Below are 26,202 nucleotides of genomic sequence, written 5' to 3' on the forward strand. Positions count from 1 at the left end.
ACGCCCATGAAGGCCGCCCGCTTCCACGCCAAACGCGACGTGCGCGTCGAGGACATCAGCGATCCGCCCGCCCCCGGCCCCCGCCAGGTCGTCATCCGCAACAGCTTCTGCGGCATCTGCGGCACCGACCTGCACGAATACGCCGCCGGCCCCATCTTCATCCCGACCGAGCCGCATCCCTACACCGGCGCGAAGCTGCCGCAGGTGCTGGGCCATGAATTCGGCGGCACCGTCGTCGCCATCGGCAGGGAGGTGACGAACGTGAAGGTGGGCGACCGGGTTTCGGTGCAGCCCATGGTGTCGCCGCGCGACGACTATTTCGGCACGCGCGGCCTCTACCAGCTCTCTGAGAGCCTCGCCATCATCGGCCTCGGCTGGCAATGGGGCGGCATGGCGGAATACGCGTTGGTGAACGACTACAACGTCTTCGCCATGCCGGATTTCGTCAGCGACGAGCAGGCGGCGCTGGTGGAGCCCACGGCGGTCACCGTCTATGCCGCCGAGCGTGGCGGGGTGAAGCCGGGATCGAGCGTGCTCGTCACCGGCGCCGGGCCCATCGGGCAGTTGCAGGTGCTGGCGGCGCGGGCAGCGGGGGCGACGCAGATCTTCCTCTCCGACACCAACGACAACCGCCTCGCCATGGCGCGGGCCATCCTGCCTGATGTCATCACCCTCAATCCGAAGCGGGACGCGGTGGCCGATGCCATCCGCGACCAGACCGAAGGCCATGTGGGCGTGGACGTGGCGCTCGAATGCGTGGGCGCCGAGGCGGCGCTCGCCACCTGCATCGACGCGGTGCGTCGGCAGGGCGTGGTGGTGCAGGTAGGGCTGCATGTGGGCAAGCCGGCGGTGGATGGCTTCACCGTCACCTTCAAGGACATCGATGTACGCGGCTCGTGGTGCTACACGACCCTCATGTGGCCGAAGGTGGCGGCGCTGATCGGCAAGGGTCTGCTGCCGGCGGAAAAGGTCGTTACCCGCCGCATCCGCCTCGACGAGGTGGTGGCCAACGGCTTCGAAGCCCTCCTCGACCCCGCCGGGCAGGAGCTGAAGATCCTCATAGACCTGCGCTGAGGCCCGGAAGACCCGCTCCGTGACGAGGGCATCGCGCAGCTGCCTGCGCGATGCCCCGCCCCTTCAATAGATACCGGTTTCCACGGCCACGCGCCGATAGCTCGCGCCGGCCGTGAAGCCGCCGTCGATCACGAAGTCCTCGCCCGTGATGAACGCGGAGCGATCCGAGGCGAGGAACAGCACCAGCTCGGCGATCTCCTCCGGCGTACCGCTGCGGCCCATGGGCGTCATGCTGATCATCGGCTGAAGGTGCGGGCTCGCGGCGTTGAGGGCCGTCACCACGAGGCCGGGGCACACGGCGTTCACGCGGATGCCGCGCGCGGCATATTCCATGGCAGCGCTGCGGGTAAGACCCCTCAGGCCCCATTTGCTCGCGGTATAGGCCGGGTCGTAATGCCCGGAAAAGGCGCTGTTCGACGAGATGTTGACGATGGCGCCGCCGCCGGTCTCCTCCATCAGCGGCACCGCCGCGCGGATGCCGAGGAAGGCGCCGGTGAGGTTGACCTTGAGCACCCGCTCCCAGGCATCCGGCTCGGTGGCGGAGACGGTGCTGCGGTTGATGATGCCGGCATTGTTGATGAGGATGTCGAGCCGCCCCTTCCAGCCGCGCACCTCTTCCACCGCCTGAGCCCAGGCCTCGGGATCTGTCACGTCGAGAGGGCGGAAGCGGGCGTCGATGCCCTCGGCCGAAAGCTCCGCCACGAACGCCTCGCCCTCGGGCACCAGCACGTCGCAGACCAGCACCGCCGCGCCTTCGCGCCCCAGACGCCGGGACTCGGCCGCGCCCTGCCCCCGCGCGCCCCCGGTGACGATGGCGACGCGCCCCTCCAGCTCCTTCATGCTCTTCTCCCGGCTTTATCGTTCGCGGCCGGCTGGCCTCCGGTCGCGCCTCCGCCCCCGAATACCCCTTGCCACGAATTCTAGAATAAACTAAAAATCGCATAATACGAGATTAATAGTCGTTAAAGCGATCACCGGACGCGCGCGGCGCAGAATCCGGGACGGGGGAGGAACGGAATGCTCGACGGGAAGGTCGCCCTCATCACGGGGGCGGGCATCGGAATCGGCCGGTGCGCGGCGGAGCTGTTCGCGCGGAACGGCGCGCGCATCGTCGTCGCCGAGATCGATGCAGAGGCGGGAGAAGAGACTGCGGCGCGCATCCATGCGGCTGGCGGCGACGCCCTGTTCGTGCGCACCGATGTGACCGACGCGGCAAGCGTGGAAGCGGCAGTTGCAACGGCGGTCGCGCACTATGGCCGGCTCGACGTGATCTACAACAATGCCGGCGGCTCCACGACCCGCGACAGCGACCTCACCCGCGCGCCGGACGACGAATTCTGGCGGGCCATGACGCTCGACCTGCACGGCACCTGGCTCGTCAGCCGTTTCGGCATTCCCGAGCTCATCAAGGCCGGCGGCGGCGCGGTGGTCAATGCAGCGTCCGTGGTGGCCCTGATGGGCTGGCCGGGCAAGGATGCCTACACCGCCGCCAAGGGCGCGGTGGCTGCACTCACCCGCTCCATGGCCGTGGAATATGCGCCCCACAATATCCGCGTGAATGCGGTGGCGCCGGGTGTCACCCGTACGCCGCGGGTGGTGGCGCAACTGGAGCAGCTGGAGACGACCCAGAGGCTCACCGCCGCCCACCTCTTGGGCATGGTGGAGCCGGAGCATGTGGCGCAGGCGGCGCTGTTCCTTGCGTCCGATGCCTCGGGCCGGACCACCGGGCACGTGCTGCCCGTGGACAGCGGCCTCTCCATCTCCTGACCCCGAGCGTGGTGGCTCACTCCACGGATGAGGCGTCCTCGGGAACGGGGCTGCGGATCTTGCGCGGGCGTGCCGCCCGCTGGGCCGGCCGCACCCCGGCCTCCCCGGCGATGGCGCTGGTGATGCGGGCAGCGAGAGTCTTGATCTCGGCCACCAGTTCTTCCTTGCCTGCGCTCTGGAAGCGCGCCTCCGGCAGCGCGAACACCACGCTACCGAGGACGCGCCGCTCCGCATCGAACACCGGGGCACCGATGCCCACGAGATCGGGGATCACCTCGCCGCGCGTGATGCAGTAGCCGTCGCGGCGCAGGCGCGACATGTTGGAGCGGAACTGCTCCCAGTTCTCGCCGAGGCCCGCCTCGCGCACAAGTTCCCCGTGCCAGAGCATGATGTTGCGCAGCTGGTAGGGAGTGAGGTGGGCAAGGATGGTCTTGGCCATGGCACCGCGGAACATGGGCATGGGGCGGCCGCGCTCGTAATATTCCGGCACCGAACGCTCGGGCCACACGATGTCGGCGCACATGACCTTGTCGCCGTAATAGCTGCACAGCATCATATTGATGCCGAGCCGCGCGCTCACGTCCCGCATGGGCCCGCCGGCGCGGGTCAGCAGCGGGTCGGCGCGGCGCACGAGGCGATCGAGCTCGATGATGCGCGGGCCGAGCACATAGCTGCCGCCCGTGGTGGGGGCGAGCAGGCCCGAATCGCACAGGGACTGGATGTAGCGATAAGCGGTGGCGCGGGAGGCGCCGGCCGCCTGCACGTCATCGAGCTGGATGCTCATGCGGTCCTCACCGAAAAGGTCCAGCACCTTCAGCATCTTGTCGAGACTGCTCATGCAGCGTCCCTTCGGCTCGCGGCGTCATGCGCCCGAGGCGCAGCACCTGTCGCGGCATTATAGGGCCGCACGCTCGCGGATTGAAATTTGCGAGCAGTTTCAAATCCGCGCAGCCCACCGTCGTTTAGGCGCCACCGCGCGGGACTGCCGCCCGTCGGACCCCGTCGGAAACCTGACCGTTGCAGGCCGGGAGCGATTGACAGACATCAAGATACAGAAATAGTCTCATATTACGAGAATAATCTACAACACGGAAACGCCATGCCCCATCCAGAAAAGGTCCCCAGCCGGGACCGCGTCACGTTTGCATGTCCTCTGGAGGGCGGCCGATGACATCCCGCGCGCCTTACGATCTTTCCGGCATGCGCATCCTGCTCACGGGCGCGGCCGGCGGCATCGGGCGGGCGACGGCGCATCTGTGCGCGCGCCTTGGCGCCGAGATGGTACTGACCGATGCGGGCGATGCGCCCGGCCTTGCGGATGAACTCGTCCGCGATCACGGCCAGACCCACGCTTACGCCGCCTGCGATGTGCGCGATCGCGCGGCGGTCGAGGCCCTGTGCCGGGAGGCCGGGCCGCTCGACGCCGCCGTGCTGAATGCCGGCATCTTTCCGCAGGAGCAGTGGCTGGCCGACGACTGGGACGACCTTTTCCACGAGGTCATGGCGGTGAACGTGGCGGGGCCTGCGCACTTCGCCCGCGCCCTGGTTCCCGCCATGAAAGCGCGGGGCAACGGCCGCATCGTGCTGCTCGGCTCCGTCGCCGCCCACACCGGCGGCACCTATGCCCATTCGCCGGTGAGCTATGCCGCCTCCAAGGGCGCGATCCACACCTTCGTGCGCTGGCTGGCGCGTCGCGCCGCGCCGGAAGTGCTGGTGAACGCCGTGGCGCCCGGCTCCACCCTCACACGCATGGTGGCGACCGCCGATCCGAAGGCGCTGGAGGCGATGCCCGTGCCGCGCTTCGGCCGACCGGAAGAGATCGCCTGGCCCATCGCCTTCCTCTGCTCCCCCGGCGCCAGCTTCGTCTGCGGTGCCATCCTGGATGTGAACGGCGGCGCCTACATGGGCTAAGGGCGCGGGGCGCAGATGGTCTCGCCCCCGCCAATGCCCGCGCCGCAAATACATTGACACTAGTCTCATAAAATGAGATTTTTAGTTATTCGCTCTTTACGCAGAAAACGACCTGCAAAGGCAGGCGCGCATTGGGCGCCCCGGCGTCCGATCATGGGGAGGAAACACAGATGAAGCGCATGCTGACCCGCACCGCCCTTGCCCTGGCGGTGGGCGGCCTTTCCCTCGCGGCGACCTCCGCCGCACGGGCCCAGTTCACCGATGGCGTCGTCCGCATCGGCGTGCTCAACGACCAGAACGGCATCTATGCCGACATGGCCGGCCCCGGCTCGGTCGCGGCCGCGAAGATCGCGGTGGAGGAGATCGGCGGCAAGATCGGCAATACGCCCATCGAGATCATCGTCGGAGACCACCAGAACAAGCCGGACATCGGCCTCAACATCGCGCGCAAGTGGCTCGACGTGGACGGCGTCGACATGATCGCCGACATTCCGAATTCCTCCATCTCGCTGGCGCTGGTCCAGCTGGTGAAGGAAAAGAACAAGGTGGCCGTCATCGCCACCTCCAACAGCAATCGACTGACCGGCGATTCCTGCACGCCCAACCATGTCCACTGGACGCTCGACAATTACTCCCTGGCCAAGAGCACGGCGACGGAAGTGCTGAAGTCCGGCGGCAACAGCTGGTACTTCGTGACGGTGGACTATGCCTTCGGCCACGACATGGAGCGCGAGGCAGGCCAGATCGTGAAGAATGCCGGCGGCACCGTGGTCGGCTCCGTCCGCCATCCGCTCGGCTCGTCGGACCTCTCCTCCTTCCTGCTGCAGGCCCAGGCCTCCGGCGCCAAGGTGATCGGCTTCGCCAATTCCGGCGCCGACTTCACCAATTCCATGAAGCAGTCGGCCGAATTCGGCATCACCCAGGGCAAGCAGAAGCTGGCGGCGCTCGCCGTGTACCTCACGGACATCAAGTCCCTCGGCCTCACCAGCGGCCAGGGTCTCTATCTCAGCGAGCCGTTCTACTGGGATCTCAATGACCAGACGCGCGCCTTCGCCAAGAAGTTCTCGGAGAAGATGAACGGCGCCATGCCTACCTCCTTCCAGGCGGGCGTCTATTCCGGCGTGCTCCACTATCTCAAGGCGGTCCAGGCCCTCAACAGCGATGCGGACGGCCGCGCCATCGTCGCCAAGATGAAGGAATTGCCCACCGACGACCTCGCGTTCGGCAAGGGCTACGTGCGGGCCGACGGCCGCAAGATCCATCCCATGTACCTGTTCAAGGTGAAGAGCCCGGCCGAGTCCAAGGGGCCGTGGGATCTCTACACCAAGATCGGCGAGACTCCTGCCGATCAGGCCTTCAAGCCGCTTGAGGCCGGCGGCTGCGCCCTCGTGAAGCAGAACTGAGCTCGCCGGGCTGTTCCCCTTCAGCGAAGCCGGGAGGCTGCGGGCTCCCGGCCGAATGCCCCGCTCAACCCGAGTCCCGCATCGATTTTCAGGAGCTGAACATGGTCGCAATCACCCCCGGCCTCGCCGGCGAGGACAGGCTCGGTCCGAAGGAGTCCCGCTACGTGGACGTGGCGAGCCTGCCGTGGAAGCCCACCCCCACCAAGGGCATCGACATGAAGATCCTCCTCCTCGACGAGGAGACGGGACTCATGACCGCCCTCTTCCGCTGGCAGCCCGGCACCGAGCTGCCCCGCCACGAGCATGTGGAGATCGAGCAGACCTACGTGCTCGAGGGCAGCATCGTGGATGCGGAAGGCGAGGCGCTCTCCGGCAATTATGTCTGGCGCCCGGCGGGCAACCAGCATGTGGCCCGCTCGCCCAACGGCGCGCTCGTCATCTCCATGTTCCTGCGCCCCAACAAGTTCCTCGACGGCGATCTCGCCGGCCACGAACTCAAGTAATCCCATCGGCACGCCGGGGCGGCCGGGGTTGTCCGGCCCCGCTGCTGTGCGAAAGGCCATCATGCGCATCGTCCGTTTCGAACATCAGGGCCGCATCCAATTCGGCACGCGCCGGCAGGACGACGTCGTTCCCTTCGCGGGGCTGGCGGGAGGATCCTTCACCGCCCTTCTCGCCGCCCTGCAGGGCGCAGCGCCCCTGCCCGAGGCCAATGCCATTGCGCTGGCGCAGGTGAGCCTGCTGCCGCCGGTGCCGCTCACGGGCAAGATCATCTGCATCGGCCTCAATTATGCGGACCATGCGCGCGAGGGCGGACACCCCATCCCCACCTATCCGGCGGTCTTCCTGCGCACCGCCACCTCGCTGGTCGGGCACGGGCAGCCGCTGGTGCGCCCGGCCCTGTCCGAACGCTTCGACTATGAAGCCGAGCTGGCCGTGGTGATCGGGCGGACCGCGCATCATGTCCGCGCCGCCGATGCCCTTCAGCATGTGGCGGGCTATTCCTGCTTCAACGACGGCTCCATCCGCGATTTCCAGCGCAAGTCCACCCAGTGGACCATGGGCAAGAATTTCGACCGCTCCGGCTCCATCGGCCCCGAGCTGGTGACGCCGCAGGCGCTGCCCTCCGGCGTCGATAACCTGCGCATCGCCGCGCGGCTCAACGGCGAGACGCTGCAGGACGGTTCCACCCGCGAGATGATCTTCCCCGTGGCGAACCTCATCGAGACCCTCTCCGCCGTCATGACGCTGGAGCCGGGCGACGTGATCGCCACCGGCACGCCCGCCGGCGTCGGCTTCGCCCGCACGCCGCCGCGCTTCATGCAGGCCGGCGACCTCATCGAGATCGAGATCGAGGGCATCGGCATCCTCGCCAACACCATCGTCGACGAGGCGCCCGACGCCGCAGAGCAGGAAAGCCATCGCCCATGATCGTCGAAGAGCGGATGTACGTGCTCCACACCGAGGTGAACATTGCCGACTACATGGCGATCTACACCAGCGAAGGCCTGCCACTGCAGCGAGAAATCCTCGGCGGCTTCCTCGGCTATTTCACCACCGAGATCGGCACCCAGAACCAGCTCGTCCACTTCTGGGCCTATGCGGACCTTGAGGAGCGCCGCAAGCGGCGCGAGAAGCTGGCGGCGCAGCCCGGCTGGCAGGCGTGCCTTGCCAAGATTCGGCCCATGATCATGACCATGGAGAACCGCATCCTCGTTCCCACCGCCTTCTCCCCCTGGCCCGGCGGCAGCCCCGCCGTGGGTTGAAAACTGCACCCGACGGGGGTGCGCGATGGGATGTCTACATCACCGCCTCGCGCGGGAGCGCTGGACGAACCGGGCCGGGGTGGAGAAGGGCCCCGCATTCTGCTCTTGAAAGACGTGTCGGCGGCTCGGCCTAAGCGTCCCCCTCATGGCGCCCCAGCCCGGGCGAAGCCGATCAATCGTCGTCCCGGTCGGGGACCCGTTCCAAGCGCGCGGGGTCGAACTTCGCCTTCATCCGCGCCCCTTGCGGGTTGGTGGCGCGCACCTTGTAGCAGCCGTCGTCCGAGCGGATGGAGAGCACCGTCCAGCCTTCGGCCTCCAGCTTCTTCTGCAAAGCCTCACGCGGCTGCCAGTCGGCCAGAGGCACATTGCAATCGTGCTCCGCGGCCGCTGGCGTGGCGGCGAGGCCGGCAACAATCAGGCCCGCCAAGATATTCCGCACTGCCAACCCCGAGCGTTTCACCGCGCGAACTCCTTCCGACCAAGCCTGATGAAAAGCACGCCAAGCTGACACTCACCTGAACGCAGGGGCAGATTCTCTCGCCCGTTCCAGTTCCGGCCGCGCTAGATTGCCATGCGCCCCGCCGAGGTGACAGATGCGTATCCTGCTGATCGAAGACGATCCCGTCCTGGGCATGGCCGTGCGCGACCAGATCGTCGCGGACGGGCACGGCGCCGACTGGGTGACGCGCCTTGCGGATGCCGAACACGCCGTCCATGCCGCGGCCTTCGATCTGATCCTTCTCGACCTCATGCTGCCCGACGGGCGCGGCTCCGACTTCCTGAGGAAGCTGCGCAGCACGGGCGCCGCGACGCCGGTGATGGTGCTGACCGCCCGCGACCAGATCTCCGACCGCATCGCGGCCCTCGACGCCGGTGCCGACGACTATCTGGTGAAGCCGTTCGACCTGTTCGAGCTGTCGGCGCGCATCCGCGCCGTGGGGCGGCGCTATGCGGGCAATCCCAACCCGCTGGTCACGCTCGGCGACCTCGAGGTGGACCTTTCCGCCCGCTCGGTGCGCCGCGCCGGGCAGGCCGTGGCCCTGACAGCGCGGGAATGGGCGCTGTTCGAGGCCTTCGTGCAGCGGCCGCACCAGCTTATGTCGAAGCCGCAGCTGGAGGAGCGGCTCTATTCCTTCGATGCGGAGGTGGAGAGCAACACCATCGAGGTCTATGTGGCCCGCCTGCGCAAGAAGCTCGGTGCCGACGTGATCGAGACCGTGCGCGGCATGGGCTATCGCCTCGGCACGCCGGGAGGCGGCGCATGAGCGGACGCTGGAGCCTGCGCCGGCGCCTCGGCCTGTGGCTCGCGTTGTCGGTGGCCGCCCTGTGGCTCGCGGCGGCGACGGTTGCGGGGCTGGTGCTGCGGCACGAGATCGATGAGGTCTTCGACAGCGCGTTGCAGGAGGTGGCCCAGCGGGTGCTGCCCCTCGCCTATTCCGAGCTGCTCGCGCGCGAGGATGGGGCCGGCACGCACCATATGCCGCCTGTGGGTCCACACCGCGAATTCATCACCTATGTGGTGCGTGACGCGCAAGGCCGTGTGCTGCTCCAGTCCAGCGACGCCGAGCAGATGGCCATTCCCGCCGGCCTCGCCCCCGGTTTTCACACCACGTCCCGGCTGCGCACCTACACGGAAGCGGCGGTGCGGGGCACCGTCATCGTCACCACGGCGGAGGAGCTGGACCATCGCGCCGCCGCGGTCTGGCGGGCGGTCATGGCGCTGATCTGGCCGCTTGTCGCCCTCGTGCCCATCGCGCTTGCCGGTGTCTGGATCACGCTTCGCCTCACCTTGAAGCCGGTGCTCGCCTTCCGCCATGCCATCGCCGCGCGGGGGCGGGGCAACCTGGCGCCCGTGCCGGAGCAGGGTTTGCCCGAGGAGATGGCACCCGTCGCAGGCGCCGTGAATGCGCTCATGGAGCGCCTGCGCGGGGCTCTGGAGGCGGAGCGGGGCTTTGCCGCCAACAGCGCCCATGAGCTGCGCACCCCCATCGCCGCCGCCCTGGCGCAGACCCAGCGGCTCGTGGCCGAGCTGCCGGAAGGACCGGCGCAGGAGCGCGCACGCGCCATCGCAGGCGCACTGCGCCGCCTCTCGCGCCTGTCGGAGAAGCTGCTCCAGCTCGCCAAGGCGGAAGGCGCCGGCCTGCTCGCGGAGGCACCGGCGCCGCTCGCGCCGGTGCTGCGCCATGTGATCGCCGACCTCGACCGCCGGACCGACCGCGCGGGAGACATCGCCCTCAGCATCGCGGCGGAGGGCGGGCCCGTCAGCGATCTCGACGCCGACGCCTTCGCGGTTCTGGCGCGCAACCTCATTGAAAATGCTTTGAAACACGGCGCACCGGACACCCCGGTCCATGTCCGCCTCACCGCCGACCGGCTGGAAATCACCAACCATGGCGCCGTCGTTCCGGCGGAACGGATGGCCCAGTTGCTGCGGCCGTTCGAGCGGGGACCGACGGGGGCGGAGGGCTCGGGCCTTGGCCTCGCCATTGCCGCCGCCATCTGCCGCGGGGCGGGGCTAATGCTGGAAATCGCCTCGCCCATCCCGGGGGCGACGGAGGGCTTCAGCGCCGTCGTGCGCTTTCCCGAAGCGCGATCCTGACAGCAAGCTGAACGCGATTCAGCAGGGGGTTCAGGCGGCTGTCAGGTTGGTTCGAGAGGGTGTCAGCGTCATCAAACGCCGGAGCCCTCCATGAAGACGCGCACCCTGATCGGAACCGCCCTCCTCCTCTCCACCGCCGGCCTCGGCGTGGCGCTGGCGGCGACCCAGATCGACCATCTCGATCTCCCCTTCCACAGCCGTGACGACGCCGCCCGCGCCGACGCCCGCCCCCTCCGTCTCGCCGACAACGACCATCGGCGCGAGGGCAAGGAGCGCCATCACGGCCGCCATCACGACGATGATGATGACGACGACGACGATGACGGCCGCCCGGGCGCCCGGGCCGGTGCCGTTCCGCAGAACGGCCCGGCCGATCCCGCCGCGCCGGTGCCGGACAACGGCCTGTTCCAGGGCAAGGCCCGGCCCAAGGTCGAGGTGCAGTGACCCTCGGCCGCCCCCGCACACCTTCAAAGGACTAATCAGATGAAATTCGTTCTTCCCGCCGTGGCGGCCACCGCCACCCTGCTGTCGCCGGTGCTGGCCGAGGCGCGGCAGGTCACGTTCGAGACCACCCTGAAGCCCTATGGCGGCAACGGCGCCTATGTGGTGCTGTACGTCACCGATGCGGCCGGCGCCTACAAGGGCACGCTCTGGATGGCCGGGGGCAAGGCGAAATACTACCGCCACCTCTCCGACTGGCAGCGCGCCTCCGGCGGACGGCCCACCGAGATCGACGGCATCACCGGCGCCAGCGTCGGCTCCGGCAAGACGCTGAAGATCACCCTCGATCTCGCCGATGCCATGATCGATGCCGGCTACCAGGTCCATGTGGACACGGCGGTCGAGGACGGGATGGACAATCCCTCCGAGGTGGTCGCCCCCCTCGCCGCAAGCGCGTCCGGCAAGCCCATCGCCGGCAAGGGCTATGTGAAGTCCTTCACCGTCACCTTCTGATCCCCCTTCGGACACCCCCCAAAATGCTTCGCCGCCTCCATGGCCTGCCCGGCATCGCGCTGGCGCTGGCCCTTGCCGTCACCGCCCTCTCCGGCACGGTCCTTTCCGTGCAACCGGCGCTGAACCACGTTGCCGCCCCGGCCATACCGGCATCCGCCAGCGTGGCGGACGTCGCGGGTGCGGTCGCCGCGCGCCATCCCGGCGTCAGCGCCATCCGGCTGCGGGCGGACGGCAGCCTCACGGCGGCCTTCGACGAGGGCGGCACGCGTGGCGTGGAGCGTATCGATCCCGCCACCGGCGCGGGGCTGGGGCCTTACGCGGTATCGGACACCACCCGCTTCATCACCAACCTGCACCGCGCCTTCCTGATGGGCGATGCGGGGCGCGTGGCGGCGGCCATCGGCGCGCTGGCGATGCTCGGCCTCAGCGTCTCCGGCCTCCTAATGCTGGCCCGCCGGCTCGGCGGCATGGGGGCGCTGCTGCGGCCCATCCGCGGCACCCCAGCGCAGCGCTGGCATGGCGAACTCGGCCGGCTCGCGGCCGTGGGCCTGCTCCTGTCGTCGCTGACCGGCCTGTGGATGTCGGCGGGCACCTTCGGGCTTCTGCCGGAAACGGCGGCGACCACCCCCGCTGTCACCGCCAGCGGCGGCGCGCCGGCGCCCGTCGGGACGCTCGCCGGCCTGAACAGCGTGAAGCTCCAGGATCTGCGCGAACTCACCTTCCCCGACCCCGCCGACCCCACCGACGTCTTCACCCTCGTCACCGCCGGTGGCGAGCGGCTGGTGGATGCCGCCACCGGCGCCACCCTCGCCATGACTCCGGCGACGGCGCTGGAGCGGATGAACGACCTCGTGCGCACGCTGCACACCGGGCGCGGCGCCTGGATGCTCGGCCTTTTGCTGGGTCTCGCCTCGGCCATGGTCCCCGTGCTCGGCGGAACGGGCCTTGTCCTGTGGCTGCGGCGGCGGGCGGCGCGGCCGCGCATCGGCGCCAATGTCCCGGCGCGGGCGGCGGATACGGTGATCCTCGTGGGCAGCGAGGGCAATTCCACCTGGGGTTTCGCGGGCACCCTGCACGCGGCCCTCGCCGCCGCCGGCCACAAGGTCCACACCGCGGCCATGAATGACGTGAGCGCGGCGCATATGGCCGCCCCGCGCGTCCTGGTGCTCGCCGCCACCTATGGCGAGGGGGCCGCGCCCCAATCGGCCAGACACTTCCTGTCCCGCCTCGCAAAGCTGCCGGGGCAGCCGGCGGTGGCGGTGCTGGGCTTCGGCGATCGCAGCTTCCCGCATTTCTGCCGGTTCGCGCGTGATGTCGCCGATGCGCTGGACGCGCGCGGCTGCCCGCAGCTCCTGCCCATGAAACGGGTGGATCGCCGCTCACCCCAGGAATTCGCCCAATGGGGCCACGATCTGGGGGATGTGCTGGGGCACGACCTCGTGCTCACCCACGTGGCGGAGCCGCCGAAGACCACCCGACTGGTGCTGGCCGGGCGGGAGCTTTACGGCGAGGCGGTGGGCGCGCCCGTGGCGATCCTGCGCTTCACGGCGCCCGTTGACCCGCGCACCGGCGCGCCCGGCCCCCTGCCTGCCTTCGAGGCCGGCGACCTCGTGGGCATCGTGCCGCCTGTGAATGAGAAGCTTGGCGAGGCCATGCCGCGCTTCTATTCGCTAGCCTCCTCCACCCGCGACGGCGTGCTGGAAATCTGCGTGCGGCTGCGCGAGGGCGGCCTGTGCTCCACCCTCCTGCACGGGCTCCGGCCCGGCGAGGGCATCGATGCCTTCATCCGGGAAAATCCGACCTTCCGTCCGGCCAAGGGACGCGGCCCGCTCATCCTCATCGGCGCGGGGGCCGGCATCGGGCCGCTGGCCGGATTCGTGCGGGCCAATGCGGCGGGCCGCCCGGTGCATCTCTACTGGGGCGGGCGGAGCGCGGCGTCCGATTTCCTCTATGAGCACGAACTCGCCCAGCATCTGGCCGAGCGACGGCTGACCACGCTGCGCACCGCCTTCTCACGGGATGCGGACGGGAGCGCCTATGTGCAGGACCGCATTGCCGCCGATGCCCCGCGCCTGCGGGAACTGGTGAAGCAGGGCGCGCAGATCCTCGTCTGCGGCGGCCGCGACATGGCCGAGGCCGTGACCCGCGCGCTGGAGCCGGTGGTGCGCCCGCTAGGCCTCGACCTTCCCACTCTCAAATCGAGCGGACGCTATGTCGAAGATGTCTATTGATGCGGGTCGGGATGCGACGGCGCTCCGTCGCCGCGCCCTGAGCGGGCCAGCCATGGGTGCGCGCTGGTCCGCCACCTTCTTCGCCGCAGATGATATGGACGAAGCGGCGCTCACCCACGGCCTCCAGGCCGCCGTGGAGCGGGTGGAACAGCAGATGTCCACCTTCCGGCCGGCCTCCGATCTGGAACGGCTGAACGCCGCGCCCATCGGGGCGTGGAGGCCCATCCCCCGCGAGCTGATGCACGTCCTCTCCACCGCGCTCGAGATCGGCCGCCTCTCCGGCGGGGCGTTCGACATCGGAGTGGGCGATCTGGTCCGGGCATGGGGCTTCGGCGGAGCGCCGGGGCCGGATGGCGGACGCATTGCGGGGCTTGCCGGCCGGCCCTCCTTCGAGCCGCCCAAGACCTTGCAGCTTGATCCGGCCGGCTGTCGTGCGCGGCGGCTGGCGCCGCTCCGGCTCGATCTGGCCGGCATCGCCAAGGGCTTCGGCGTGGATGAGCTGGCCCGCGAGATGCGCGCGGCCGGCCTCTCCTCCTTTCTGGTGGGCATCGACGGCGAGATGCGCGGCGAAGGCCTGAAGCCGGACGGCCGGCCGTGGACCGTGGCGCATGAGCGGCCCTCCGTGGGGGAGCGGGATATCCTCGGCGTGCTCGAACTCTCCGGCGCCGCCGTCGCCACCTCGGGCAATTATCGCCACCGGGTGGAGGTGGCGGGGCGCGTGCTCTCCCACACCATGGACCCGGCGCGGGGGGCGCCGCTGGAGAACGACCTCTCAGCTGTCACCGTGCTCGGCGAGACCTGCATGGCGGCGGACGCCTGGGCGACCGCTTTGCTGGTGCGCGGAGCAAGCGAGGGACCAGCCCTCGCCCGCCACCTCGGCCTCGCTGCCCTGTTCGTGCGCGCGGACGGCACAATGGAGGGGACGGGGCCGCTGGCTCAGCCCGCTGGGGCGTAGAGACGGCGCCGGCCCTCATTGCGCCGGGCGTCTCACTGGGCCAGGAAGCCGCCGTCGACGGCCAGCACGTGGCCTGTCACCATGGCCGCCATGGGGCTCGCGAGGAACAGGATGGCGTCCGCCACCTCCTCCGGCTCGGCGATGCGGCCGAGCGGCATCAGCTTCTCGATGGCGGCGAGCTTGTCCGGGTCGCGCATCAGCGGATCGATGAAGGGCGTGCGCACCCAGGTGGGCGCAACCGCATTGACGCGGATCTTCACCGGCGCCAGCTCGATGGCCAGCGCGCGGGTGAAATTCACCACCGCCCCCTTGCTCGCCTGATAGGCGGGGTTGGGATACGGCCCGCCGCCGCTCAGCCCCATGATGGACGAGACGTTCACGATGGCGCCGCCGCCCCGCGCCGTCATGGACGGCACCGCCGCCCGCGCGCAGAGGAAGCCGCCGGTGACGTTCACCGCGAACACCTTCTCCCAGTCGGCGAGCTGGAGTTCCGTCAGCCCCTTGCGGATGGAAAGGCCGGCATTGTTGACGAGGATGTCAAGGCCGCCATGGCCGGCCACCACCTGCCCGAACGCGGCGGAGACCGCCGCCTCGTCGGTCACATCGAACGCCAGGGCCTCGGCGCCGGGGATGCCGGCAGCGGCGCGCCCGGCGGCCTCCCCGTCCCGGTCGGCGAGGATGACGCGGGCGCCGGCCTCCGCCATGGCGGTTGCGGCGGCAAGGCCGATGCCGCTCGCCCCACCCGTCACCACCGCCACCCGTCCTGTCAGATCGAGCCTTCGCGCCATATGCCGTCCCCGGTTCCGCCGTGCCGCCGTCGCGGCCGAGAGGAGTGGTGATAGAAGATCGCCCGGCCGATCTCCAGCCTTGCGCCGCAGGCTGGACCCGCATGACAAGACCTGCCGCCTTCGACTAGAACACAGCCGTACACAGCGACGATGGATCGATGGAGCAGGGACTTCCAGACAGCGCCGCACCGGATGGGTCCGTGCGCCGTCCACTGAGGGCGCGCCTCGCCCGCCTCACGCACGAACCGGCGCCCCTCGCAGCGCTTGAAGCATTGCCGTGGCATTCCTGGATCGTCGTCGGCCTCGTCTCCATCGGTGCCTTCGTCGGCCAGCTCGACGCCACCATCGTCCAGCTCGCCCTGCCCACGCTGGCGACCACGTTCGACGCCGGGCTCCATGCGGTGAGCTGGGTGTCGCTGGGCTATCTCGTCGCCTTCGCGTCCTTCCTGCCGATCTTCGGGCGCCTGTGCCAGACGTATGGCCGCAAGACGCTCTATCTCCTCGGCTATCTCGTCTTCGTCGCGGCCAGCGCTTTGTGCGCGCTGGCGCCGGACCTGCCCTCGCTGGTGGCGGCGCGGGTGGTGCAGGGGATCGGCGGGGCACTGCTCGGCGCCAACAGCATCGCCATCCTCGTCGCCGCCGTGCCGGAGGACAAGCGCGGGCGAGCGCTGGGCGTGTTCGCGGCGGCGCAGGCCATCGGCATGAGCGCGGGGCCGGCGGTGGGCGGCATCGTGCTGGGTGCGCTGGGCTGGCCGTGGATCTTCTGGCTGACGGTGCCGTTCGGCCTCCTCGCCGCGATGGCCGGCTGGATCGCCCTGCCCCGCACGCGCGGCGCGCGCCCCGAGGCCTGTTTCGACTGGCTGGGCGCCCTGCTGCTCGCGCCGGCTCTGGTCATCCTGGTCCGCGCGCTGAACCACGCCGCCGGCTGGGGCCTCACCTCTCCCGAGACGATCGGCAGCGTGGTCCTTTCCGCCGGGCTCATCTGGCTGCTGGTGCGGCAGGAGCGGCGCGCGGCGTTTCCGCTGGTGGACCTGAAGCTGTTCGCCAATCCCGGCTTCGCGCTGGGCGCGGGTGCCGTGGTGCTCGGCTATGCCATGCTCTACGCCATGTTCTTTCTCATGTCGTTCCTGCTGGAGCACGGCTACGGGGAACGCGCCTGGGAGGCGGGCCTGCGCCTTGCCGTCATTCCGGTGATTCTCGGGCTGGTGGCGCCGTTCAGCGGCGGCCTCGCCGATCGCCTCGGCATCCGCGTGCTCGGCGCCAGCGGCATGGGCGTGTGCCTGCTGGGTCTGCTGGTGCTGGGCCTCGGCGTCGGCGATTCGGCCGCAAGCCCGCTGGTGAGCTTCGGCGCCTTCATGCTGTTCGGCGCGGGGCTCGGCCTGTTCATCGCCCCCAACAACCACGCCACCCTCAAGGCCGCGCCGCCGGAGCTGGCGACGCAGGCCGGCTCCCTGCTGAACCTCATGCGCGTGCTGGGCACCAGCCTCGGCGTCGCGGGGGCGACGTCCACCCTGTCGCTGGGCCTGAAGCAGGCCGGGGGAATGACGGACCGGATAAGGGATGTGTCGGGGCCGGCGCTGGTGAATGCCGTGGAATGGGGCCTCGTCCTCGTCGCCATCATGGCGCTCGTTGCCGCACTCCTCTGCGTCCTGCGGCGCCGCACGTAACGGCATGCGGAAGGTGCGGCATCCGGGCATCGGCCGGAGGAGCGATTCACGCACCGGAGTATCGACGCCGCCGGTTACCCCGTCTATGGTCCGATGGCATCCAGCAGGTTGCATGCACCCATCCGCGGCGGGATGGCGCGCAGCCCTGCCGGGATTGCCCCAGGAGCGGACGCCATGGATTTCGATCCCGTCACCCTCGCGCGCATGCAGTTTGCCTTCACGGTCTCCTTCCACATCATATTTCCCGCCTTCACCATCGGCCTGTCCGCCTTCATCGCGACGCTGGAGCTGATCTGGCTGTGGACCGGGAAGGACGTGTTCCATCGCCTCGCGCGGTTCTGGACCAAGATCTTCGCCGTCTCCTTCGCCATGGGCGTGGTGTCCGGCATCGTGCTGTCCTACCAGTTCGGCACCAACTGGAGCCGCTATGCCGAATTCGTCGGCTCGGTGGTCGCGCCGCTCATCGGCTTCGAGGTGCTCACCGCCTTCTTCCTGGAGGCGACCTTCCTCGGCATCATGCTGTTCGGTTGGAACCGGGTTCCGCCGTGGCTGCACGTTCTGTCCTGCTGCGTGGTGGCGTTCGGCACCTTCATGTCGGCCTTCTGGATCCTCGCCGCCAACAGCTGGATGCAGACGCCGGCCGGCTTCGATATCCGCAGTGGCGCGGCATACCCGCTCGACTGGCTTGAGATCATCTTCAACCCGAGCTTCCATTGGCGCCTGCCGCACATGCTGCTCGCCGCCTACCTCACCACCTCGCTGGTGGTGCTCTCGGTGGGCGCGCGCTACCTGCTCGCCGGCAAGTTCAAGGAAGAATCGAAGGTGATGATGGTGATGGGCATCGGCATGCTCGCCATCGTCGGCCCCATCCAGGCCTTCGTCGGCGACAGCCACGGCCTCAATACCGCGCACTACCAGCCGGCCAAGATCGCGGCGGTGGAGGCGCACTGGGACAGCTCCAAGCCCGCGCCCCTGGTGCTGTTCGCATGGCCGGACGAGAAGGCCGAGAAGAACCTGTTCGAGATCTCCATCCCGCACGGCGCCTCGCTGATGATCACCCACAGCCTCGACGGGCTCTTCCCCGGCCTCAAGGACTTCCCGCCGCAGGATCGCCCGCCGGTGTTCGGCCCCTTCTTCGGCTTCCGCGCCATGGTGGGCGTGGGCGTCGTCATGATCCTTCTGGGCTGGATCGGCGCCTGGCTGATCTTCAAGGGCCGTGAGACCACGACCCGCTGGTACCTGATCGTCACCTCCTGGGCATGGCCGCTGGGCTTCATCGCCATCCTCTCCGGATGGATCGTCACCGAGCAGGGCCGCCAGCCCTGGGTGGTGGAGGGGCTGCTGCGAACCGAGGATGCCATGTCGCCCCTCGCCGGCTGGACCGTGGGGCTGTCGCTGACGCTGTTTGTGGTCGTCTACGCCGTGATCTTCGCCACCGGCATCCACTTCATGAACCGGCTCATCGTCCGCGGTCCCGACCAGACCCTGATCCAGCCGCCGGCCCGCGAACGCCCCACCCGCCCCATCGCCGCCGCCCATGGCGAAGGCCAGATGACCCCCGGAACCTGATCCGCCGACGCGCAGGAGGACATGACCATGGAATGGTATCTCCCCGTCATCTGGGGTCTCATCATCGGCGTCGCGGTCATCATGTATGTGGTGCTCGACGGCTTCGACCTCGGCATCGGCATCCTTTTCCCCTTCGCCAAGGAGGAGAAGGAACGCGATGTGATGATGAACACCGTCGCCCCCTTCTGGGACGGCAACGAGACCTGGCTCATCCTCGGCGGCGGCGGCCTGTGGGTGGCCTTCCCCAAGGCCTACGCCGTGGTGATGCCGGCGCTCTACCTGCCGGTCATCATCATGCTGCTGGCCCTGGTGTTCCGCGGCGTCGCCTTCGAATTCCGATGGGTCGCGGCCTCCAGCCGGCGACTGTGGAACTTCGCGTTCGCGGCCGGTTCGCTGGTGGCGGCCTTCTTCCAGGGCATCATCCTCGGCGGGCTGGTGCAGGGCATCACGGTGAAGGACGGCGCCTTCGCCGGCGGCCCGCTCGACTGGGCGACGCCCTTCGCCTTGCTGTGCGGCGTCGGCGTGGTCGTGGGCTATGCCCTGCTCGGCTCGACCTGGCTGCTGGTGAAGACCGAGGGCGCCGTCGCCGACCGGGCGCGGAGCCACGCCATCCCGCTGCTCCTCGCCGTCGTCGTGCTGATGGGGCTGGTGAGCCTGTGGACGCCGCTGGCGTTCGATCGCATCGCCACCCGCTGGTTCTCCCGGCCCAACATCTTCTTCCTGGCGCCGGTGCCCATCATCACCGCCGTGCTCACCTATCTGGTCTGGCACTGGCTGAAGACCGGGCGGGAGATGCTGCCCTTCTTCGGCACCATCGGGCTGTTCGTGCTCGGCTTCGTGGGCCTCGCGATCTCCACCTTCCCCTACCTCGTGCCGCCGAGCCTCACCGTGTGGCAGACGGCGGCCGCCCCGCCGAGCCAGATCCTGATGCTGTTCGGCGTCATCTTCCTGCTGCCGGTGGTGCTGGGCTACATCGTCTTCGTCTACTGGATCTTCCGCGGGAAGGTGCGGGAAGGCGAAGGCTACCACTGAAGCCGGGGCCGCGGCCGGACGACCCCGGCCCCGGCCCGCGTCTCATGCGCTTGGGCTCGGCTCACGCGGCGAGGCTGCCCAGCTCCTTGTCGATGAAATAGGCGGTGTGGGGTCCCTCGCCGATGAGGTCGATCCGGTCGAGGATCTTCCGGCAGAGCTTTTCTTCCTCGTGCTGCTCACGGGAGAACCACTCGAGGAAGGAATCGGTCTCGAAGCTGTTCTCGGCGCGCGCGAGCGTGATGGCCTCGACGATGTGGGCCGTCACCTTGCGCTCCTCTTCCTGAATGCGCAGGAACAGCTCGCGGACGTTGCCCGCGGAGATCACCGGCCGCTGGTGGCCATGCAGCGCGATTTGCGCGCCGAGGTCATCGAGGAACTCGAAGAACTTCAGCATGTGCCCCATCTCCTCCTTGGCATGGCCGAGAAGGAACTTGGTCACGCCCTAGAACTTGTGGGCGGACGCCCAGGCGGCGGCCTGGGTGTAGACGTGATGGGCCTCCATCTCGCCGTTCAACAGCTCGTTCAGCTTCGCTTCCAGCTTTTCACTGACCATCGCCTTCTCCACCAAGAGAGAACCGCCGCGCATGACGCCGGCGGAACGGGGAAGGGCGGCACCGGCACTGTCCATGGCCGGCCACGACCGCGCTTCCCGCACGGGTGTGCAGGAGCCGGCGGCGGCGGATCAATCGGCACGCATCAATCTTGCGCCAGATTTGGATTGGGCCAATTCAAGCGCGCCGCTCAAACGCGTGGCGCGGTGCCGGCTTGCGCCAGCTTCTCGACCGCTTCCAATCTCTCGTTGAGAGCTATTCCGCAGCGTCCGGGACCGGCCCGCCGCCGAACAGGCCCAGTTGCTGCTCGCGCACCGGCGCGAAGGAGCGGCGGTGGTGCAGGCAGGGGCCGTGGGTGACGAGCGCGGTGCTGTGCTCCGCCGTCGCGTAGCCCATGTGCCGCTCGAAGCCATAGGCGGGAAAGGCCGCGCCGAGGGAGGCCATCAGCCGGTCACGCACCACCTTGGCGACGATGGAGGCCGCGGCGATGGAGGCGATCAGCCGGTCGCCGCCGATGATCGCCTCGACCGCGCAGGGCACCTTGGGCGGATCGTTGCCATCCACCAGCAGGAAGGCCGGGCGGCGCGACAACCCGCGCACCGCCTGCGCCAGCGCCCAGAGGGTCGCCTGCCGGATATTGTCGCGGTCAATGCGCTCGGGCGGCGCCATGGCCACCGCCACCTCGGCCGTGGCGCAGATTTCGAGATACAGCGCCTCGCGCTTCGCCCGCGTCAGCCGCTTGGAATCGTCAAGGCCCTGCGGCACCCGTTCCGGATCGAGCACGACCGCGGCCGCAACCACCGGCCCCGCCAGCGGCCCGCGCCCCACCTCGTCCGCACCGGCGATGGGCGCATGCCCCTGGGCGTAAAGGCCGCGCTCCCGGGTGAAATCGAGGCCGATCCACGCATCCGCCACAGGCACCTTGACCTTCGGCGGACGGCCGCGCTGGCGCGCAGCGGGCTGCGGCTCCATCGAGGTGCGGCTGGGGTTCGGCTCTCGACGCGGCGGCATGGGTCTCGGCGCGCCCGACGAGGCCCCGGCGACAGGCGGGCCGAGCGATTCGGCCACGCCGTCGTTGATAGCATGGAACCGGGGCGGGGGCCGGGGATTGCTCCTTGTGCCGTGTCAGCCCATGTTCAAGCTCAGGGTTCAAGCTGCCGGCGTTGGCGTCCGCGGGAGAAGAGCATGCGGTGGGAGGATTTCCGCTCCAGCGATAATGTTGAGGACCGGCGCGGCGATGGCGGCGGCGGCGGCGGGTTCCAGATGCCCGGCGGCCGCGGCGGTCTCGGCATCGGTACCATCATCATCGTCGGCCTCATCGGCTGGGCGCTGGGAATCAATCCGGCGCTGCTGATCGGCGGGCTGGAGGCCATCAACGGCGGCGGCTCCACCCAGCAGGCCGCCCCCGCGCCCCAGCGCGGCCGGCCGACCGCCCCGCCCACGGACCAGCTTGGGCGCTTCGCGGCGGCGGTCCTCGCCCAGACCGAGGACGTGTGGACCGAGCTGTTCCGCGCCGACGGCAAGATCTACCAGGATCCGAAACTGGTGCTGTTCTCCGGCTCCACGCGCTCGGCCTGCGGCGGTGCCCAGTCGGCCATGGGGCCGTTCTATTGTCCGCTGGACCAGAAGGTGTATCTCGACCTCACCTTCTTCCAGGAGATGAAGAACCGCTTCAAGGCGGGGGGCGACTTCGCGCAGGCCTATGTGATCGCCCACGAGGTCGGCCACCATGTGGAAAACCTCATCGGCATCCTGCCCAAGGTGCAGCAGGCCCAGGCCCGCGCCTCGTCCCGCGCCGAGGCCAACAACCTCTCGGTCCGCGTCGAGCTGATGGCCGATTGCCTCGCCGGCGTATGGGCCTACCACGCCAACGACCGCTTCCGCATTCTGGAGCCCGGCGACGTGGAGCAGGCGCTCAACGCGGCGAGCGCCATCGGCGACGACACGCTGCAGAAGCGGTCCCAGGGCTTTGCGGTGCCGGACAGCTTTACCCACGGCACGTCGCAGCAGCGGGTGAACTGGTTCACGCGCGGCCTGAAGACCGGCTCCATGCAGCAGTGCAATACCTTCTCCGGCGCGATCTGAGGGACGCCCGCGCCGCCCCCGGCCGAATCGACGCGTCATTGCCTTCCGGAATGACGCGTCTGATGGCCGCTGATGCCCGCCCCACGGTGTCGGTGAACGCACGCCGCCGGCGTGCCAAACGCCTGTCCAGGACCTGCTCTCCCTTGTCTGCTTGAGCGCGGCGGGAGGCATGCCCCCTTGCCTCCGGGCGGCTGGCGTGCGAAGCAGCATCAACGCACGGCGCCGCCGCGGGAGAAGCCTCTCGCGCGGACCGTTCGGCGTCGGCCATTGAAACCTCTTGCAGCCTTCGCTATAGGGGCCGACAACTCATTCCGAAGGGGCCATGCGGCCATCCCTCGGCCCCGGTCGGTGCCTTGCACCAAAGCCTGCGCGCCACGCGGGCGGGCCGCGACCGCAAGGGCCGAGCATACGAGAGGCGTCAGTCCATGTCTTCGACGTTCGACACGGTGGCCAACATCATCGCGGAAACCTGCGACATTCCGCGCGACACCATCACGCCGGACAGCCACGCCATCGACGATCTGGGCATCGACAGCCTCGACTTCCTCGACATCGCGTTCGCCATCGACAAGGCCTTCGGCATCAAGCTGCCGCTGGAGCAGTGGACGCAGGAAGTGAACGACGGCAAGGCCACGACCGAGCAGTATTTCGTGCTCAAGAACCTCTGCGCCCGCATCGACGAGTTGGTCGCTGCGAAGGCCGCCTGAGGCCGATAGATGCGTCCTGAAGTCTTCAAGATGATCGACCGGGTCGTCGCCATCGACCCGTCGCTGGAGAAGATCCACTGCCAGGGCATGGTGCCCGAGGAAAGCTCCATCTTCGAGGGGCACTTCCCCGGCTACCCCATCATGCCCGGCGTGCTGCTCATAGAAGCCATGGCGCAGACCACCGGCTGGCTGGTGCTTGCGCGCAACCGCTTCGAAAAGATGCCCTTCCTCGCCACCGTGAAGGAAGCGAAGCTGCGCACCTTCGTGCTGCCGGGGCAGAACCTCGACCTCTACTCGCAGATCCTGCACGAGGGTTCCGGTTTCGTCGTCGCCAAGACGAACGCCACCCTTGAGGGCAAGCCCATCTGCAGCGCCGAGCTTACCTTCCGCGTGCTGCCCTGGCCCGAGGGCAAGATGAAAGCGGTGGTGATGAAGGTTGCCGAGTACGTCTCTTTCCCCCTTTCGGAATTTGCCGATGCCTGACGTGACTGAAGGCCGGGGCCGGATCCAGCGCGACGTCTGGATCACTGGCATCGGCCTCGTCTCCTCCCTCGGGGAGGGGCTCGATGCCCATTGGCAGGCCTTCGCCGCCGGCTCGGCCCCGGTGACGGACAATACCACCTTCGCGCCCTATGTGGTCCATCCGCTGGTGAAGGTGAGCTTCGACAGCCAGATCCCCAAGAAGGGCGACCAGCGGCAGATGGAGCCCTGGCAGCGCATCGGCACCTATGCGGCCGGCCTGGCGCTCGACAGCGCGGGCATCGCCAAGAACGCCGAAATCCTGTCGAACACCGACATGGTGGTCGCGGCCGGCGGCGGCGAACGCGATTTCCAGGTGGATGCGGCGATCCTGAACGATCTTTCCGCCTCCAACGATGCTGGCCGCCTCCTGAATGAGCGCCTGCTGTCGGACCTGCGGCCGACCCTCTCGCTGGCCCAGCTCTCGAATCTGCTGGCCGGCAACATCTCCATCGTCCACGGCGTCACCGGCTCTTCGCGCACCTTCATGGGCGAGGAAAGCTCGGGCGTGGACGCCGCGCGCATCGCCTATGCCCGCATCGCGGCGGGCCAGAGCGAGATCGGCCTCGTGGGCGGCGCCTACAATGCCGAGCGCGAGGACACGCTGCTCCTCAACGATCTCGACGCCTTCTGCATGAAGGGCGACTTCAGCCCGGCCTTCACCGCCCCCGGCATCGCCTCCGGCTCCATGGGCGCCTTCCTGGTGCTGGAATCGCCGGAGCATGCCAAGGCCCGCGGCGCCACGCCCATCGCCAAGCTGTCCGGCGTCTGGTCGGAGCGGGCCAAGCGCGCCGTCGCCGGGGCCGTGACCGCCAAGGTGAAGTCGCTCCTCGAAAAGGCCGGCACCGCGCCGGGCACCGCTGTCATCTCCGGCGTCACCGGCGCTCGTGAGGCGACCGAGGCCGAGGCCGAGGCGCTGACAGCGAGCGGCCTGCCCGTGCGGGCCGTCGCCAATCGCATCGGGCACGGCTTCGAGGCCCAGTTCATCGCCGCCCTCGCCCTTGCGGCGCTGACGGTGTCCAAGGGCACCCTGTTCCCGCCACTCGCCGGCGACCCGCTTGAAAAGGCGGCGGACGGCGTATCCCGCGTGATCGTGACCCAGGTGGGCCACTGGCGGGGCGAAGGCGCCGGACTGGTGGAGAAGGCCTGAGGGCTTTTCTCCCTCTCCCGCGAGGGGAGGACGGACGATTGTCCTTTGCGCCGGCTTCGGCGTATTTTCCGGCGCGAGTGCCGGGCCCTCCCACAGCGCGGGTCCCGGCGCGCCCTTCGAGCGGCGCCGGGGCGGGCGCGCTTCAACGACAGGAGCCGCGATCATGACGCAGGCGCATCTCGACAAATTCGGCCGCCCCATCGTGGTGGTGACGGGTATCGGCATCGTCACCTCCCTCGGCCAGGGCAAGGAAGACAACTGGCGCCGCCTCACCGCGGGTGAATCCGGCATCCACACCATCACGCGCTTCCCCATCGAGGGCATGCGCACGACCATCGCCGGCACGGTGGACTTCCTGTTCGACGGCCGCGTGGCCGCCCCCAACCTCTCCGAGAAGCTGGCGACCCTCGCCGCCGAGGAAGCCATCGCCGAATCCGGCATCGGCACGCCCGGCGAGTTCCCCGGCCCGCTGTTCGCCGCCGTTCCTCCGGTGGAGCTGGAATGGCCCGAGCGCCAGCAGCTTGCCGATGCGGTGGGCCATTACCCCATCGTCTATCGCGACCTCCTCGGCGCCGCTGCCTCCGGCCAGTTCCGGCCGTGGCATGAGCGCTTCCTGTTCGGCTCGGTGGCGGACCGGCTGGCCGACAAGTTCGGCACGCAGGGCCAGCCCATTTCCCTGTCGACCGCCTGTGCCTCGGGTGGCACCGCCATCCAGCTCGGCGTCGAGGCCATCCGCCGCGGCGAGACCGAAGTGGCGCTGTCCCTCGGCACCGACGGCTCGGTGCATCCCGAGGCGCTGATCCGTTTCTCCCTGCTGTCGGCGCTCACCACCGCCAACGACAAGCCCGAGGAAGCCGCGCGGCCCTTCGCCAAGAATCGGGAGGGCTTCGTGATGGCCGAGGGCGCCGCCGCCTTCGTGCTGGAGAGCTACGCCCATGCGGTGGCGCGCGGCGCGAAGATCCTCGGCGTGCTGGAAGGCTGCGGCGAGATGGCCGACAATTTCCACCGCACCCGGTCGAGCCCGGACGGCCGCCCGATCATCGGCTGCATGAAGAATGCACTTGCCGACGCCGGCGTGACCCCTGATGACGTGGACTACATCAACGCCCACGGCACCTCCACGCCCGAAAACGACCGCATGGAATATGTGGGCCTCAAGGGCGTGTTCAGCGAGGAGAAGCTGGCGGCAACGCCGATCTCCTCCAACAAGTCCATGATCGGCCACACGCTGACGGCGGCGGGCGCCATCGAGGCGGCGGTGTCGCTGCTGACCATCCAGAACGGCCGCATTCCGCCGACCATCAACTACAACATCCCCGATCCGGCCATCCCGCTCGACGTGGTGCCGAACGTCGCCCGCGACGCCCAGGTGCGGCGGGTGATCTCCAACTCGTTCGGTTTCGGCGGCCAGAACGTCTGCCTCGTGCTCGCGGCGGAACCGGCGTGAGCGGATCGCGCACCGGAACTGGCCTCA

Annotated in this window: 28 protein-coding genes; 21 read left to right on the forward strand and 7 right to left on the reverse strand. The window is 69.0% G+C overall.

Annotation, left to right across the window (positions count from 1 at the left end):
• Positions 1-6 precede the first annotated feature (6 nt).
• On the forward strand, positions 7-1,074 hold the full coding sequence (locus ACE3QW_RS06535; protein WP_374250894.1) for a 2,3-butanediol dehydrogenase: 1,068 nt from the start codon (positions 7-9) through the stop codon (positions 1,072-1,074).
• Between the two features lie 63 nt (positions 1,075-1,137).
• Here the strand turns inward: ACE3QW_RS06535 and ACE3QW_RS06540 are convergent, their stop codons facing one another.
• Complete coding sequence (locus tag ACE3QW_RS06540) at positions 1,138-1,914, reverse strand: SDR family NAD(P)-dependent oxidoreductase (RefSeq protein ID WP_374250895.1); 777 nt, start codon at positions 1,912-1,914, stop codon at positions 1,138-1,140.
• Positions 1,915-2,091: 177 nt separating this feature from the next.
• Between ACE3QW_RS06540 and ACE3QW_RS06545 the strand changes: the two genes are divergently transcribed.
• Positions 2,092-2,841: an SDR family NAD(P)-dependent oxidoreductase gene (locus tag ACE3QW_RS06545; protein ID WP_374250896.1), complete on the forward strand. Its 750-nt coding sequence runs from the start codon at positions 2,092-2,094 to the stop codon at positions 2,839-2,841.
• A 16-nt stretch (positions 2,842-2,857) separates the two neighbouring features.
• Here ACE3QW_RS06545 and ACE3QW_RS06550 read toward each other — a convergent pair whose 3' ends face one another.
• Positions 2,858-3,679, reverse strand: a complete 822-nt coding sequence (locus ACE3QW_RS06550) for an IclR family transcriptional regulator (RefSeq protein ID WP_024279899.1) — start codon at positions 3,677-3,679, stop codon at positions 2,858-2,860.
• Between the two features lie 329 nt (positions 3,680-4,008).
• On the opposite strand from ACE3QW_RS06550, the gene ACE3QW_RS06555 reads away from it, so the two are divergent.
• From ACE3QW_RS06555 to ACE3QW_RS06575, 5 genes are all read left to right on the forward strand, one after another.
• Positions 4,009-4,752, forward strand: a complete 744-nt coding sequence (locus ACE3QW_RS06555) for an SDR family NAD(P)-dependent oxidoreductase (protein ID WP_374250897.1) — start codon at positions 4,009-4,011, stop codon at positions 4,750-4,752.
• A gap of 170 nt (positions 4,753-4,922) precedes the next feature.
• Positions 4,923-6,155 (forward strand): ABC transporter substrate-binding protein, encoded by a 1,233-nt coding sequence (locus tag ACE3QW_RS06560; protein ID WP_029557699.1) that lies wholly within the window; start codon positions 4,923-4,925, stop codon positions 6,153-6,155.
• A gap of 101 nt (positions 6,156-6,256) precedes the next feature.
• Positions 6,257-6,658: a cupin domain-containing protein gene (locus ACE3QW_RS06565; protein WP_024279902.1), complete on the forward strand. Its 402-nt coding sequence runs from the start codon at positions 6,257-6,259 to the stop codon at positions 6,656-6,658.
• Between the two features lie 61 nt (positions 6,659-6,719).
• On the forward strand, positions 6,720-7,586 hold the full coding sequence (locus tag ACE3QW_RS06570; RefSeq protein ID WP_374250898.1) for a fumarylacetoacetate hydrolase family protein: 867 nt from the start codon (positions 6,720-6,722) through the stop codon (positions 7,584-7,586).
• Positions 7,583-7,921, forward strand: a complete 339-nt coding sequence (locus ACE3QW_RS06575) for an NIPSNAP family protein (RefSeq protein WP_374250899.1) — start codon at positions 7,583-7,585, stop codon at positions 7,919-7,921. Before ACE3QW_RS06570 ends, ACE3QW_RS06575 begins: the two co-directional genes overlap by 4 nt.
• 172 nt (positions 7,922-8,093) lie before the next feature.
• On the opposite strand, the gene ACE3QW_RS06580 is transcribed toward ACE3QW_RS06575, so the two are convergent.
• The gene (locus ACE3QW_RS06580; RefSeq protein WP_284145573.1) at positions 8,094-8,348 is read right to left on the reverse strand and encodes a PepSY domain-containing protein; all 255 of its coding nucleotides are present in this window, start codon (positions 8,346-8,348) and stop codon (positions 8,094-8,096) included.
• Positions 8,349-8,514: 166 nt separating this feature from the next.
• On the opposite strand from ACE3QW_RS06580, the gene ACE3QW_RS06585 reads away from it, so the two are divergent.
• From ACE3QW_RS06585 to ACE3QW_RS06610, 6 genes are all read left to right on the forward strand, one after another.
• Positions 8,515-9,186: a response regulator transcription factor gene (locus ACE3QW_RS06585; RefSeq protein WP_374250900.1), complete on the forward strand. Its 672-nt coding sequence runs from the start codon at positions 8,515-8,517 to the stop codon at positions 9,184-9,186.
• The gene (locus ACE3QW_RS06590; RefSeq protein WP_374250901.1) at positions 9,183-10,520 is read left to right on the forward strand and encodes an ATP-binding protein; all 1,338 of its coding nucleotides are present in this window, start codon (positions 9,183-9,185) and stop codon (positions 10,518-10,520) included. The genes ACE3QW_RS06585 and ACE3QW_RS06590 overlap by 4 nt, the downstream gene beginning before the upstream one ends.
• Before the next feature lie 90 nt (positions 10,521-10,610).
• Positions 10,611-10,964 carry a hypothetical protein gene (locus ACE3QW_RS06595; RefSeq protein ID WP_374250902.1) on the forward strand — a complete coding sequence of 118 codons (354 nt, stop codon included), beginning with the start codon at positions 10,611-10,613 and terminating at the stop codon, positions 10,962-10,964.
• 39 nt (positions 10,965-11,003) lie between these two features.
• Positions 11,004-11,474: a DUF2271 domain-containing protein gene (locus tag ACE3QW_RS06600; RefSeq protein ID WP_374250903.1), complete on the forward strand. Its 471-nt coding sequence runs from the start codon at positions 11,004-11,006 to the stop codon at positions 11,472-11,474.
• A gap of 23 nt (positions 11,475-11,497) precedes the next feature.
• On the forward strand, positions 11,498-13,705 hold the full coding sequence (locus tag ACE3QW_RS06605) for a PepSY domain-containing protein (protein ID WP_374250904.1): 2,208 nt from the start codon (positions 11,498-11,500) through the stop codon (positions 13,703-13,705).
• Positions 13,686-14,660, forward strand: coding sequence for an FAD:protein FMN transferase (locus ACE3QW_RS06610; RefSeq protein ID WP_374250905.1), 975 nt, complete (start codon positions 13,686-13,688; stop codon positions 14,658-14,660). The genes ACE3QW_RS06605 and ACE3QW_RS06610 overlap by 20 nt, the downstream gene beginning before the upstream one ends.
• A gap of 32 nt (positions 14,661-14,692) precedes the next feature.
• On the opposite strand, the gene ACE3QW_RS06615 is transcribed toward ACE3QW_RS06610, so the two are convergent.
• The gene (locus ACE3QW_RS06615) at positions 14,693-15,448 is read right to left on the reverse strand and encodes an SDR family NAD(P)-dependent oxidoreductase (protein WP_374250906.1); all 756 of its coding nucleotides are present in this window, start codon (positions 15,446-15,448) and stop codon (positions 14,693-14,695) included.
• Positions 15,449-15,648: 200 nt separating this feature from the next.
• Between ACE3QW_RS06615 and ACE3QW_RS06620 the strand changes: the two genes are divergently transcribed.
• From ACE3QW_RS06620 to cydB, 3 genes are all read left to right on the forward strand, one after another.
• Entirely contained in the window at positions 15,649-17,115 is a 1,467-nt protein-coding gene (locus ACE3QW_RS06620; protein WP_374250907.1) for an MFS transporter, read from the forward strand.
• A gap of 174 nt (positions 17,116-17,289) precedes the next feature.
• A complete protein-coding gene (locus ACE3QW_RS06625; RefSeq protein ID WP_029557687.1) occupies positions 17,290-18,684 on the forward strand; it encodes a cytochrome ubiquinol oxidase subunit I in 1,395 nt (464 codons plus the stop codon).
• A gap of 27 nt (positions 18,685-18,711) precedes the next feature.
• Positions 18,712-19,716, forward strand: coding sequence for a cytochrome d ubiquinol oxidase subunit II (gene cydB / locus ACE3QW_RS06630; protein WP_374250927.1), 1,005 nt, complete (start codon positions 18,712-18,714; stop codon positions 19,714-19,716).
• Positions 19,717-19,777: 61 nt separating this feature from the next.
• Here the strand turns inward: cydB and ACE3QW_RS06635 are convergent, their stop codons facing one another.
• The 3 genes from ACE3QW_RS06635 to ACE3QW_RS06645 all read right to left on the reverse strand — a co-directional run bounded on the left by ACE3QW_RS06635 (position 19,778) and on the right by ACE3QW_RS06645 (position 21,278).
• A complete protein-coding gene (locus tag ACE3QW_RS06635; protein WP_374250908.1) occupies positions 19,778-20,155 on the reverse strand; it encodes a ferritin in 378 nt (125 codons plus the stop codon).
• A 3-nt stretch (positions 20,156-20,158) separates the two neighbouring features.
• On the reverse strand, positions 20,159-20,344 hold the full coding sequence (locus ACE3QW_RS06640; protein WP_374250909.1) for a hypothetical protein: 186 nt from the start codon (positions 20,342-20,344) through the stop codon (positions 20,159-20,161).
• A gap of 178 nt (positions 20,345-20,522) precedes the next feature.
• Positions 20,523-21,278 (reverse strand): ribonuclease HII, encoded by a 756-nt coding sequence (locus ACE3QW_RS06645; RefSeq protein ID WP_374250910.1) that lies wholly within the window; start codon positions 21,276-21,278, stop codon positions 20,523-20,525.
• A gap of 174 nt (positions 21,279-21,452) precedes the next feature.
• Here ACE3QW_RS06645 and ACE3QW_RS06650 point away from each other — a divergent pair, with 174 nt between their 5' ends.
• From ACE3QW_RS06650 to ACE3QW_RS06670, 5 genes are all read left to right on the forward strand, one after another.
• Positions 21,453-22,352 (forward strand): neutral zinc metallopeptidase, encoded by a 900-nt coding sequence (locus ACE3QW_RS06650; protein WP_374250911.1) that lies wholly within the window; start codon positions 21,453-21,455, stop codon positions 22,350-22,352.
• Positions 22,353-22,777: 425 nt separating this feature from the next.
• Positions 22,778-23,059: an acyl carrier protein gene (locus tag ACE3QW_RS06655; RefSeq protein WP_012113283.1), complete on the forward strand. Its 282-nt coding sequence runs from the start codon at positions 22,778-22,780 to the stop codon at positions 23,057-23,059.
• 9 nt (positions 23,060-23,068) lie between these two features.
• The gene (locus ACE3QW_RS06660; RefSeq protein ID WP_024279919.1) at positions 23,069-23,542 is read left to right on the forward strand and encodes a 3-hydroxyacyl-ACP dehydratase FabZ family protein; all 474 of its coding nucleotides are present in this window, start codon (positions 23,069-23,071) and stop codon (positions 23,540-23,542) included.
• A complete protein-coding gene (locus tag ACE3QW_RS06665; protein ID WP_374250912.1) occupies positions 23,535-24,728 on the forward strand; it encodes a beta-ketoacyl-ACP synthase in 1,194 nt (397 codons plus the stop codon). Before ACE3QW_RS06660 ends, ACE3QW_RS06665 begins: the two co-directional genes overlap by 8 nt.
• Positions 24,729-24,891: 163 nt before the next feature.
• Positions 24,892-26,175 carry a beta-ketoacyl-ACP synthase gene (locus ACE3QW_RS06670; RefSeq protein WP_024279921.1) on the forward strand — a complete coding sequence of 428 codons (1,284 nt, stop codon included), beginning with the start codon at positions 24,892-24,894 and terminating at the stop codon, positions 26,173-26,175.
• Positions 26,176-26,202 lie beyond the last annotated feature (27 nt).

It is taken from the genome of Xanthobacter sp. (assembly GCF_041911315.1).
In the GTDB taxonomy this organism is placed as follows: Bacteria; Pseudomonadota; Alphaproteobacteria; order Rhizobiales; family Xanthobacteraceae; genus Xanthobacter; species Xanthobacter aminoxidans.